Source organism: Streptomyces hainanensis (genome assembly GCF_004348415.1).
Taxonomy (GTDB): domain Bacteria; phylum Actinomycetota; class Actinomycetes; order Streptomycetales; family Streptomycetaceae; genus Streptomyces; species Streptomyces hainanensis.
Genome location: NZ_SMKI01000234.1, coordinates 1 through 12,074 on the forward strand (window position 1 = coordinate 1; position 12,074 = coordinate 12,074).

The window sequence follows — 12,074 nt, forward strand, 5'->3', positions numbered from 1 at the left end:
GGGGTAGGCCGTAGACGCGGCGGTATTCGCGGTTGAACTGGGTGGGGCTGACGTAGCCGACCTGGCGGGCGACCTCGGCGGCCGTCGTGTCGCCGGCGAGCAGGCGGCGGCGGGCGTCCTGGAGGCGCAGGTGCTTCTGGAAGCGGAGCGGGCTCATGCCGGTGGCGGCCTTGAAGTGGCGGTGCAGGGTGGCGGGGCTCATGTGGGCCACCTCGGCGATGGCGGCGACGGTGAGCGGTTCCGTGTAGTGCGCGAGGATCCAGTGGGTCGCGGCGCGCACCCGGGAGACGGCGGAGTCGGCGATCGACCACTGCCGCAGCGTGGGGCCGAGCGGGCCGCGCAGCAGTCGGTAGAGGATCTCGCCCTCGATGCCGGCGGCCAGCGGGCGGATGTCCTCCGGGGCGTCGAGGAGCCCGACCCACCGGGTGACGGCGTCGACGAGCTCCGGCGACATCGGTGCGGTCGCCGGGCCGCTGGGGACGGGTTCTTCGTCGGGGCCTCCGTCGATGGCGAGCAGCACGTCGGCCAGGGCGGGACCGTCGATCAGCAGGACGGCCGAGCGGTAGGGGACCTTCTCGAACTCGGCGCGAATCGGCAGGTCGCACGCCGTCAGCATCATCTCGCCGCGCTCCGTCAGCCATTCCCGCTCGCCGGCCGTGGCCCGCTTCGCGCCGTCGGCGACGAAGCAGACCATCGGCTCGTAGCGCATGTCGGTGGGTTCGAGGGACGCGTCGACCGCGACCAGGCCGAGGCGTGGGACCGCGGTCCGGCACCAGTCGCCGCTCCGGTGGCGGTCGATCGTTGCGGCGAGTCGGTCGAGCACGGGCACCCTCCGATCCATCCGACAGTGAGAGGATCGGGCAAGTCTATGCGATCGGTGGCCCATGACGGGCGGCCCGCCGCTTCCTAGCGTTGACGGTATGACAGAGACGAACCTTCCCACCAGGCGGCTCGGCGGTCAGGGCCTGGAGGTCGGGGCGATCGGCCTCGGCACGATGGGTATGACGATGGCCTACGGCGCCGGTGACGAGGCCGGCGGGGTCGCCACCATCCGTCGGGCCCACGAGCTCGGCGTGACGTTCTTCGACACCGCCGAGTTCTACGGTATGGGCACCGGAAGCAACGAGCGGCTGCTCGGCGACGCCGTGCGCGGGTTCCGCGACGAGGTGGTGATCGCCACCAAGTTCGGCTTCGACCTGAGCGACCCGAGCCGGCTCGACGCCCTCGACAGCAGGCCCGAGCGGATCAGGCAGGTCACCGAGAACAGCCTCCGCTACCTCGGCACCGACCGGATCGACGTGCTCTACCAGCACCGGGTGGACCCGAACGTACCCGTCGAGGATGTGGCGGGCACGGTGGGCGAGCTGATCGAAGAAGGCAAGGTGCGGTTCCTCGGGCTCAGCGAGGCGGGACCCGACGTCATCAGGCGCGCGCACGCCGTCCACCCGGTCTCGGTGTTGCAGACCGAGTACTCGGTGTTCGAGCGGGCTGTGGAGGCCGAGGTACTGCCGGTGGTGCGGGAGCTCGGCATCGGCTTCGTGCCGTACTCACCGCTCGGCCGCGGCTTCCTCACCGGCGCCGTGCGGCCGGCCGCCGACTACCCGGCCGACGACATGCGCAGCTGGGACGAGCGCTGGCAGCCGGGCAACTACGAGAAGAACCTGGCCGCGGTGCGCGAACTCACCGCGCTCGCCGACGCGAAGGGCGTCAGGGTGACCCAGCTGGCGCTGGCCTGGCTGCTGGCGCGGGGCGACGACATCGTGCCGATCCCCGGCACCCGCAGCCCCGAGCGTCTCGCCGAGAACGTCGGGGCGGCGGGCGTCGACCTCACCCCAGGGGACCTGGACCGGATCCTGGAGATCCTGCCGCACGGCGCGGCCGGATCCCGCTACCCGGAGTCGATGATGCCGACCTGGTGACGCCGGGACGTCACCCCTCGGCGATCGGCAGCCGGGCGTCGTCCCGCAGGAGCAGCGGGATCCGGTCCAGCGGCGCGGCGAGGCGGGCGGTGGTGCCGCCCTGGTGGGCCGTGCCCGTCCAGGCGCACGTCCAGCGGGCGCCGGCCGGCAGGTGGACCTCGCGGTGGGTGGCGCCGGCCTCCGTCACCGGGGCCACCAGCAGGTCGGGGCCGAGCAGGAACTGGTCGGCGACCGTCCAGGACCGCGCGTCGTCGGGGAACTCCAGGAACAGCGGCCGCATCACCGGCAGGCCCTCGCGGGCCGCGGTGCGCATCTGTTCGTCGACGTAGGGGCGGATGCGTTCCCGCAGCCGGAGGTAGCGCGTCATGACGGCGTACGCCTCCTCGCCGTAGGACCAGACCTCGTTGGGGCCGCCGGTCATCTCGCCGCCCAGCGGCAGCCAGGGCAGCCGGAAGCCGTGCAACCGGAAGATCGGGCAGAGGGCGCCGAACTGGAACCAGCGGACCAGGACCTCGCGGTAGGCCGGGTCGTCCGGGTCGCCGCCGTGGAAGCCGCCGATGTCGGTGGTCCACCAGGGGATGCCGGAGAGCCCGATGCTGAGCCCGGCGGCGATCTGGGCGCGGAGCGCCGTGAAGTCGGTGCCGATGTCGCCCGACCAGACGGCGGTGCCGTAGCGCTGGCTGCCGGCCCAGGCGGAGCGGCTGAACGCCATGCCGTCGGTGTTCCCCGACGCGGCCATGCCCTCGTGGAAGGTGCGGGCGATCTCCCGGGGGTAGAGGTTGGCGACCTCCTGCCCCTGCCCTGCGTGGTAGCGCAGGTTGGCGGGGTGGGCCGGCTTCATCTCGGGCTCGCAGGCGTCGAGCCACCACAGGTTGATGCCCAACTCCTGGTAGTTCTCCCGGACCCTGGACCACACGAAGTCGCGGGTGGCCGGGTTGGTGGGGTCGAGGAAGGAGACGGTGATCCGGTGGTCGGCGCCCTTGTCCACCCAGGTGGCGTGGGCCGCCGTGCCGTACTCGTTGGCGACGAACAGGCCGCGGCGGGCCAGCTCCTGGTAGTTCTCGCTCGACTGGTTGACGGACGGCCAGATGGAGACCATCAACCTGACGCCCAGCTCGTCGAGTTCGCGCACCATGGCCGCCGGGTCCGGCCACTCGGCCGGGTCGAACCGCCAGTCGCCGAGCCTGGTCCAGTGGAAGAAGTCGGCGACGATCACGGACATCGGCAGTCCGCGGCGCTTGTGTTCGCGGACCACGGCGAGGAGTTCCTCCTGGCTGCGGTAGCGCAGCTTGCACTGCCAGAAGCCGGTGCCCCAGGCGGGCATCTCGGGCGCGTGCCCGGTGGCGTCGGCGTAGGACCGCAGGATGTCGGCCGGGGTGTCGCCCGCGGTGATCCAGTAGTCGATCTGGCGGGCCGCGTCGGCGACCCACCGGGTGCCGGTGTCGACCAGCTCGACGCGTCCCACGGCCGGGCTGTTCCACAGCAGCCCGTAGCCGCGGTCGGAGAGCAGGAAAGGGATGGAGATCTCGGTGTTGCGCTGCACCAGGTCGACGACCGTGCCCCGGCGGTCGAGCCGGCCGTGCTGGTGCTGACCGAGACCGTACAGCCGCTCGTCCTGGTAGGCCGCGAAGTGCTGTTCGAGGCGCCGGTAGCCGTGGCCGACGGGGGTGTGCACCCGGGTGCCCGGCCACCAGAAGTGGGCGCGGCGCTCGGCGAGCAACTCCCGGCCGTCGTCGGTGCGCACGAACCGGAGGTGGCCGTCGACGGTGAGCTCGGCGGTGATCCGGCCGTTGACGAGGCGGGCCGGCGGCACCGGGTCGGTGGGGGAGCCGAGGCCGTTGGCGAACACGGTGAGCCCGGTCAGGTCCGGCACGGTGATTTGGGCCCGCCCCGCGGGGCGTTCGAGCAGTGCGCCGGGGATGTCGTCGCGGATCGGGCCCAGGACGGCCCGGACCCGGACCGCGTCGGGACCCCACGGCTCCACGCGCAGCGTCTCGTGCTCGCCGGTCCATTCGAGGCCGCCCGCGTGTTCCCGGAACGGGGCGGCGGCCTGGTCGGTGCTCGGCATGGTGCGGTGCTCTCCAGATGAGGGGATGGACGGGGGTGAACTGCGGGCCGGCTCAGTCCTTGACCGAGCCGCCGGTGAGGCCGACCGAGATGTACCGCTGGGCGACGACCAGCAGGACGGCGGCCGGCACGGACGCGAGGACGGCGGAGGCCATCAGCGCGTTCCAGTCGGTGGCGTTGGCCCCGACGAAACGGTAGATGCCGACCGTGACCGGGGTGATCGCGTCCCGGGAGGTGAGGGTGACGGCGAAGAGGAAGTCGGCCCAGGAGAAGAGGAACGCGAAGAGGCCGGCGGTGATCACGCTGTTGCGGCTCATCGGCACGACGATCCGCAGGAAGGTGCGCCAGGCGCCGGCGCCGTCCAGCGCCGCCGCCTCCACCACCTCGGCCGGTATCTCCCGGAGTTGGGCGCGCAGCAGGACCGCCGCGAACGGCACGGACAGGGTGGACTGGGCCAGCATCAGGCCGATGGTGTTGTTGAGCAGCCCGATCTCGCTGTAGAGCTGGAAGAGCGAGTTGGCCTTCACGATGCCGGGCAGCATCTGCACGATCAGCAGCACGAAGAGCAGCAGCGCGGCGAACCGCAGCCGGAACTTCGCCAGCGCCCAGGCCAGCGGCGCCGCCAGGGCCAGCGTGATCACCACGTTGCCGCAGGCCACGAAGAGGCTGATCACCAGGTGCCGGCCCTGCGAGTCGAACGCGGCGCGGTAGCCGTCGAGCGTCGGATCCGTGGGGAACCAGCGGGGCGGGATGCTCAGCAGCTCGTGGCTTGGCTGGAGCGAGGCGTTGAACATCCAGTACAGCGGGAAGAGCAGCACGCCGACGATCAGCAGCGCCAGGCCGGTGAGGGCCCACCGGCGCGCGCCGGCCCGGGGGTGGGGTGTGGACATGGTGGGCTACCTCCCGGCCTGTTCGCGGCGCACGGCCCGCAGGTAGACCAGCGCGAACAGCATGGCGATGACGATCAGCACGTTGCCGACGGCCGCTCCCTGGCCGAAGTGCAGTTGGGTGAAGGAGAGTTGGTAGGACCAGGTGGAGAGCAGTTGGGTGGCGTCGGCCGGCCCGGCCTGGGTGAGCACCATGACGACGTCGAACGCCTTGATGGTGTAGACGAGTCCGAGCATCAGCACCACGGAGGTGACCGGGCGCAGCAGCGGCCAGGTGAGGTGCCGGAACCGCTGCCAGGCGCCGGCGCCGTCCAGCGCGGCGGCCTCGTAGAGCTGCGGCGAGATGGAGGTGAGGCCGCCGTAGAGGATCACCATGTTGAAGGGGATGCCGATCCAGACGTTGGCGATGACGACGGCGGCCATCGCGTGGTCCGGGCTGACCAGCCAGGGCACCGGGTCGTCGATCAGCCCCAGGTTCAGCAGGAGGTGGTTGACGACGCCGTAGTCCTGGTCGAGCAGCCAGCGGAAGACGGTGCCGGAGACCAGCAGCGGCAGCAGCCACGGCAGCAGGAGCAGGGCGCGCAGCACGCCGGAGAGCGGGAAGTGGCGGCGGAAGAACAGCGCCAGGCCGAGGCCGATGGCGAACTGGAAGGCCAGCGAGGCGACGGTGAAGACGACGGTGTTCCACAGGGTGGTGGAGAACAGTTCGTCGCCGAGCACCGCGGCGTAGTTGGCGAGGCCGTTGAACGGCGCGCCGCCGTCGTAGAACGAGGTCACCGTGTAGTCCTGGAAGGACATCACGACGTTGGCGGCGAGCGGGTAGCCGAAGAACACCGCCAGGTAGAGCACGGCCGGCACGTAGAAGCCCAGCCGGGCCAGGGTCTGTCGTTTGGATGTTCGTGGATCAGCGAGCGGCGCATGGCGCCCGGCTGGCAAGGCGCCGGATCGCAGCTTGTACTTGGCCGTACTCGCGCGATTCGGCAACGCGGCCAGGCGGGATGCCAGGCGTCGCGAGCCCGCGAAGATCCGAACGACAGGCCCTCGGCGAGGGGTCATGGTCATGATGCGTCGGCCGCCTCTCGCTGGGCCCTGGCGAGGGCCTCCGCCGGATCCAGCTGCCCGGTGGCGACCCGTTGCAGCGCGGTGGATATCGCCTGCGACACGGCCGGGTAGCCGGTGCCGAGTTCGGCGGTGCGGGCCTCGGCGCTCGGGGCGCTGGCCACGAAGGGCGCCAGGTCCGGCCGTTCCTCGACCAGCCGGGCCGCGACGTCCGGGTGGGCCGGCACGTCGGCGCGCAGCCGCGCCCACTGGAGCATGTTGTCGGGGGCGAGGACGCAGTCGAGCAGCGCGACGGCCCGCTCCTGCCGCTCGCCCTCGGGGACGGCCCAGACCTCGCCGCCGAGCGGGGTGGCGGGCTGGTCGCCGGCCTCGGGCACGGGCAGCGGCACCACGCCCCAGTCCACGTCCTGTTGGGCGTCGAGGGACGCCAGCTGCCAGGAGCCGTTGATCATCATGGCGGCGTGGCCGCCGACGAACTGCTCGGCGACGTCCGACTGCTGCCAGTTGAGGGCGGAGGAGGAGACGGAGCCGTCGGCGAAAAGCGAGGCCCAGAAGGTGAGGGCGGTCTCGGCCTCCGGCGAGTCGAGGTCGGTGAGTTCGGCGCCGGCGCCCCAGAGGAACGGCTCGAACTGCCAGGTGCCCTCCTCGGTGCCGATCGCGGAGAGCGCCAGGCCGTACCGGTCGTCGCCGGTGAGGGCGGCGGCCGTCTCCCGCAACTCGTCCCAGGTGGTGGGCGGTTGCAGCCCGGCGTCGGCGAGGACCCGCCGGTCGTAGAAGAGCGCGAGGCCGTTGACGCCGGGCGCGACGCCGTAGAGGTCGCCCTGGTAGCTGCCGGCGGCCAGCACGCTGTCGTAGAAGCCGTCGGTGTCGACGCGGCCGTCGAGCGGCAGCAGCGCGCCGGTCGACGCCAGCTTGGCGAGGTCGGGGTTGTCGCTGAGGACCAGGTCGGGGAGGGTGTCGGCGGCGCCGTCCCGCAGCAGCTTGGGCACCAGCTGGGAGCGTGGCATCACCTCGCGCACCACGGTGACGCCGGTCTCCTCGCCGCAGGAGCGCAGGATCTCGGTGAGCGCCGTGTTGCCGGGCTCGGCGGTGTAGTAGTCCGCGACCGTGAGCGTGTTGGGCCCGGTCTCCGCGGTGATCAGCCCGCAGCCGGGCACCGTGACCAGGACGGTGGTGGCGGCGGCGAGGGCTATGCGTCGTCGGTGGGCGGGCATGGCGTGTCCATGGGTGTCGGCTCTCTGAAGGGGGAGGGGTGCTCTCGCGGAGGTCAGTCGGCGGTGCCGGGCGCGGGCGGCGCGGTGCTGCCCCTGACGGTCAGCCGGGGGGTGAGCAGCACGGGCGCGGCGCCCGGGCCCCGGTCCGCCATCAGCAGGTCGATCGCGGTCGCCGTCATGTCGGCGGCGGGCACCGCGACGGAGGTGAGCGGCGGGGTGCCCGCCGTCGCGACGGCGTCCGAGCCGAGCACGACGACGGACAGGTCCTCGGGGATGGCGCGCCCGTAGCCGCGCAGCAGCGGGGCCAGGTGCGGGGTGGCGGCCTCGTTCTGGACGACGAGCGCGGTGGCGCCCGGCCGTTCCTGGAGCACCCGGGTCAGGGTGCCGGCGGTGGCGTCCCAGTCGCCCTCGGTGGGGCGGTGGGTGAGCCGGACGCCCCGGGCGGCGGCCCGCTCCAGCGCGCCGGCCACGGTGCGCTCGGCGAATCCGTACCGCCGCCGGTAGACGGCCGGCGGCGCGCCGAGCATGACCACCTCGCGGTGCCCGAGGTCGGCGAGGTGGTCGACGCACAGCCGGCCGGCGGCCCGGAAGTCGAGGTCGACGCAGGCCAGGCCCGCGGGGTCGCGGGGCAGGCCGAGCAGCACGGTGCGCACCGGGAGCCGGCGCACGGTGTCGAGCCGCGGGTCCATGACCTCGATGTCCATCAGGATCAGGCCGTCGAGCAGCGCCGCGTCCAGCAGGCCGTGTTCGGCCTCCTCGGTGAGCAGCAGCACGTTGCGGCCGTGGCGCCGGGCGGCGACGCTCGCCGAGAGCATGAACTCGGCGAGCAGCGGCCGATGGGTGCCGTCGTCGACGCGCAGCGCGAGGCCGATGATCCCGGTCCTGCTGCCACTCGGCGGCCGGTAGCCGAGGCTGACGACGCTGTCCAGCACCCGCTGCCTGGTGGGCGGCGAGATGGGCCGCTTGCCGCTGAGGACGTAGGAGACGGTGCTGACCGCGACGCCGGCGTGCCGCGCGACCTCGCTGATGCTGACCATGCCCTGCCTCCTCACTGCTCGTCGTGGCGCGCGGAGGGAGCACGAGCGCGTCGAAATCCTTCGACGACGGGTCGGGACGCCTCCTCCGCGAGTGCGGCGTCGGCGACATTAGGCCGGGTCAACTGCCCTGTCCATACCTTCGATCCCGTTTCGACGGATTTCGACGCGCGGCCGGACCACCGGCCTCACGTTCGGGATCGTGACGACGGAGGGGCGATCCGTCGCCCGTCGGTGCCGCCCTCCCCGATCGGCGTCGTGGAGCGGGACCTCCGGATCAGCCTGACCAACCCGGTCAGACCGGGTGACCAACCCGGTCTGACCGGCGTGGCGCTCAGCCGACGTGTATGCGGGGCCGGCAGACGCGTTCCGGCTCGGCGCGGCGCAGCACCTCGCGGGTGACCGGGGCCACCTCGCCGTCGCCGAAGACCAGGAACCGCAGCAGGTGGCCGAGGGGGTGGCCCTCGGTCCAGTTGAAGTAGGCGTGCGGCACCGCGCCGGTACGGTCGCGCAGGTGCAGCAGCACGGCGGCGATGGTGTTCGGCACCACCGGGCCCTCGACGCGCAGCACCTGGTAGCCGTACCGCCGCTCGCCGCGGACGGTCACGTCGGCGGTGAAGTCGGAGGAGTCGGGCACCGTGACCTCCAGGAACAGCACCGGGCCGCCGTCCGGGATGTGGGTCTCCTCGCGCTGGCTGTACTCCTTCTCGCGGTACTCCGCCTCGTCGCGCTCGTTCGGCTCGTTGGCGATGATCCGCAGCGGCCCGTGGGCGGCGGCGAGGTCGATCATCCCGGCCGCCTCGTCGTCCAGGGCGATCCGGCGGGTGCGCAGCTCGAACGCGCGGTGGATCCGGGAGACGAACGAGGTGAGCAGGATGCCGAGGATGAAGAGCGACGCGATCCGGATGCCGTCCGGGCGCTCGATGACGTTGATGACCAGCGTGTAGCCGAAGACGGCGGTGATCGTGCCGAAGCCGAGGAAGGAACGGCGGTTGCCCCGGCGCCGCGCGGAGATGGTGGCGGCGATCGAGGCCGAGACCATCAGCACCAGCACCCCGGTGGCGTACGCGCCGCCCTGGGCGTCGACGTCGGCCCGGAAGAGGACGGTGATGGTGAACGCGATCGCCGTGAACAGCAGCACCAGCGGCCGCACCGCGCGGGCCCACTCGGGGGCCATGCCGTAGCGGGGCAGGTAGCGCGGCACCAGGTTCAGCAACCCGGCCAGCGCCGAGGCGCCGGCGAACCACAGGATGGCGATGGTGGAGACGTCGTAGAGGGTGCCGAACGCCTCGCCCAGGTAGTCGTGGGCCAGGAAGGCCAGCGCGCGCCCGTTGGCCTCGCCGCCCGACGCGAACTCCTCGGCCGGGATCAGCAGCGTGGTGGCGAGGCTGGAGACCAGCAGGAAGCCGCTCATGATCAGCGCGGCGGTGGTGAGCAGCTTCCTGGTGTCGCGGATCCGGCCCGCCGGGTGGTCCTCGGTGTCGGTCGCGTCGCCGCGCACCTGCGGCATCACGGCGACGCCGGTCTCGAACCCCGACATGCCGAGCGCCAGCCGTGGGAACACCAGCAGCGCCACGCCGACCATCAGCCACGGCGAGGAGTGCTCGGCGGTGGCGGCGTCCCACCAGTCGGTGACCACCACCGGCTCGGTCAGCACGTGCCAGGCGGCGGTCCCCAGCACGACCACGTTCAGGCCCAGGTAGACCGCGACCAGGACGACGGCGACGCCGATCGCCTCCCGGAAGCCCTTGAGGAACACGGCGCCGAGCCCGGCGATCAGCAGCAGCGTGATCCACACGTTGCCGTCGTGCACGAAGGACGGCGCCAGGGGGTTCTCGACCACGTGGGCCGAGGCGTCGGCGGCCGAGAGCGTGATGGTGATCATGAAGTCGGTGGCGGCGAAGCCCAGCAGCACCAGCACGAACACCTTGCCCGACCACCAGGGCAGCAGCCGCTCCAGCATGGCGATCGACCCCTCGCCGTGCGGGCTCTCGCGCGCCACCCGGCGGTAGACCGGCAGCGCGCCGAGCAGCGTCAGGCCGATCAGCACCACGGTGGCCAGCGGCGACAGCAGGCCGGCGGCGAGCGCGGCGATGCCCGGCTGGTAGCCGAGGGTGGAGAAGTAGTCGACGCCGGTCAGGCACATCACCCGCCACCAGCGCTGGCCACGGTGCTCGGCCGGGACGGTGGCGTGCGGCCCCGGATGGCGGGCGGCCCGCTCGCTGAGCCCGTCGAGCAGCCACGCGCGCAGGCGCCCGGCGCCGCGGGGCGGCCGGGCGTCGTCCGGCTCGGGCGCGTGGCGCGGCCGGGCGTCGTCCAGCTCGGGCGACTGCCCGGCGGCACTCGCCATCGTCGTACACCTCTTCGTCTCGTCCCAGCGCCCCTCGTCCCGGAGGCAGGGCGACGAAGAGCGAGTATCGGCGATCCGATTGACGCGGTGCTGACGCTCTTCACGCGTTCATAACGCCCCGGAAGGCCCGTCCGGGACCCCGCCGCCGGCGGCCCCGCGACGCCAACTCCGGCCCGTCCGGGCGGGAGCGGCTCCGACGTGCGCCTCCGGGGTCCCGCCGACCCCGCACGGCACGGTCACCCGGGGGTCGAAAACCCATACGAGCCCTTAACGAAGCGTGCCCCCCGGTCGGGGCCGCTCCGCACCCGCCCGGAAACGTCAGGTGACGGTCAGGGAACCGGCCGGGGCGCGTCAGCTCACTCCGCTTCCATGGCCGGAACGAGCGCCAACGAGCGCCAACGAGCGTCCCCCACCGCGCGGAACCGCCGGCACTCCGGCCGGCCCGTCGATCCGGCCGGAGCCCCACAGCCACCGAGGAGCGACCCATGACGAACCCCGTCCCGTGCCCCGTGACCGGCGCGGCCGAGCCGCCGCCCGCCTACCCGATGCCCCGGGACGCCGGATGCCCGCTGGCCCCGGCGCCCGAGGTCGGCGTGCTGCGCGGCGAGCGGCCGATCGGCCGGGTGCGGATCTGGAACGGCACCACGCCGTGGCTGATCACCCGGCACGCCGACCAGCGGGCCCTGCTGACCGACCCCCGGGTCAGCAACGACGACCGCGAGCCCAACTTCCCCCATGTGAACGCGCACCGGGCCGACATCGCGCACGCGACGCCCCGCCTGATCACCAACACCGACGCGCCCGAGCACACCAGGCTGCGCCGCGCGGTCAACGGCCCGTTCGTGGTCCGGCGGATCGAGGCCATGCGGCCGGCCGTCCAGAAGATCGTCGACGAGCGGATCGACGCCCTGCTCGCCGGCCCCAACCCGGCCGACCTGCTCACCGCGCTCGCCCTGCCGGTGCCGTCCCTGGTGATCGCCGAACTCCTCGGCGTCCCCTACGAGGACCACGACTTCTTCCAACGCAACAGCAACCTGGTGCTCGACGGCTCCCTGTCGCTCGCGGAGGCCGGAGCGGCCAGCGCGGCCCTCGCCGGCTACCTCGACCGCCTCCTCGGCGAGCGGCTGGCGGCCACGGACCCCGGCGCCCCGGCCGACGACGTGCTCTCCGAGCTGGTCGGCCGGGTGCGGAACGGCGGGATGACCCGTACCGAGGCCGTCCACATGGGCGTCGCCATGCTGATCGCCGGCCACGAGACGACCGCCACCATGATCAGCCTCGGCACCCTCGCCCTCCTCCAACACCCCGACCAGCTCGCCGTGTTGCGCGAGACCGACGACGCACGGGCGATCGCCGGCGCCGTCGAGGAGACGCTCCGCTACCTGACCATCGTGCAGACCGGGGTGCGCCGGGTGGCCCGCGAGGACATCGAGATCGGCGGCGTCACCATCGCCGCCGGCGACGGCATCGTCTTCGACCTGCACGCCGCCAACTGGGACCCCGAGGCGTTCCCCGGGGCCGACCGCCTCGACCTGGCCCGCCCC

Annotated in this window: 9 protein-coding genes; 2 read left to right on the forward strand and 7 right to left on the reverse strand. The window is 72.8% G+C overall.

The genetic code is table 11. The features are described 5' to 3' along the window. Positions 1-829, reverse strand: an 829-nt coding sequence (locus E1283_RS21065; RefSeq protein WP_341829941.1) for an AraC family transcriptional regulator, incomplete at its 3' end; no start/stop codon positions are given. A gap of 91 nt (positions 830-920) precedes the next feature. On the opposite strand from E1283_RS21065, the gene E1283_RS21070 reads away from it, so the two are divergent. After that, entirely contained in the window at positions 921-1,919 is a 999-nt protein-coding gene (locus tag E1283_RS21070) for an aldo/keto reductase (protein ID WP_132819668.1), read from the forward strand. A gap of 10 nt (positions 1,920-1,929) precedes the next feature. On the opposite strand, the gene E1283_RS21075 is transcribed toward E1283_RS21070, so the two are convergent. From E1283_RS21075 to E1283_RS21100, 6 genes are all read right to left on the reverse strand, one after another. Beyond that, positions 1,930-3,987: a glycoside hydrolase family 31 protein gene (locus tag E1283_RS21075; RefSeq protein WP_132819669.1), complete on the reverse strand. Its 2,058-nt coding sequence runs from the start codon at positions 3,985-3,987 to the stop codon at positions 1,930-1,932. A 52-nt stretch (positions 3,988-4,039) separates the two neighbouring features. Further along, positions 4,040-4,876 (reverse strand): carbohydrate ABC transporter permease, encoded by an 837-nt coding sequence (locus E1283_RS21080; RefSeq protein ID WP_132819670.1) that lies wholly within the window; start codon positions 4,874-4,876, stop codon positions 4,040-4,042. A 6-nt stretch (positions 4,877-4,882) separates the two neighbouring features. After that, positions 4,883-5,809: a carbohydrate ABC transporter permease gene (locus tag E1283_RS21085; RefSeq protein ID WP_243744991.1), complete on the reverse strand. Its 927-nt coding sequence runs from the start codon at positions 5,807-5,809 to the stop codon at positions 4,883-4,885. Positions 5,810-5,931: 122 nt separating this feature from the next. Further along, positions 5,932-7,146, reverse strand: a complete 1,215-nt coding sequence (locus E1283_RS21090) for a sugar ABC transporter substrate-binding protein (protein ID WP_132819672.1) — start codon at positions 7,144-7,146, stop codon at positions 5,932-5,934. A 53-nt stretch (positions 7,147-7,199) separates the two neighbouring features. After that, positions 7,200-8,183 carry a LacI family DNA-binding transcriptional regulator gene (locus E1283_RS21095; RefSeq protein ID WP_132819673.1) on the reverse strand — a complete coding sequence of 328 codons (984 nt, stop codon included), beginning with the start codon at positions 8,181-8,183 and terminating at the stop codon, positions 7,200-7,202. Between the two features lie 331 nt (positions 8,184-8,514). Then, the gene (locus tag E1283_RS21100; protein WP_243744992.1) at positions 8,515-10,530 is read right to left on the reverse strand and encodes an APC family permease; all 2,016 of its coding nucleotides are present in this window, start codon (positions 10,528-10,530) and stop codon (positions 8,515-8,517) included. Between the two features lie 485 nt (positions 10,531-11,015). Between E1283_RS21100 and E1283_RS21105 the strand changes: the two genes are divergently transcribed. Beyond that, positions 11,016-12,074 (forward strand): cytochrome P450 (locus E1283_RS21105; RefSeq protein WP_207930478.1); only part of this gene is annotated, 1,059 nt, incomplete at its 3' end.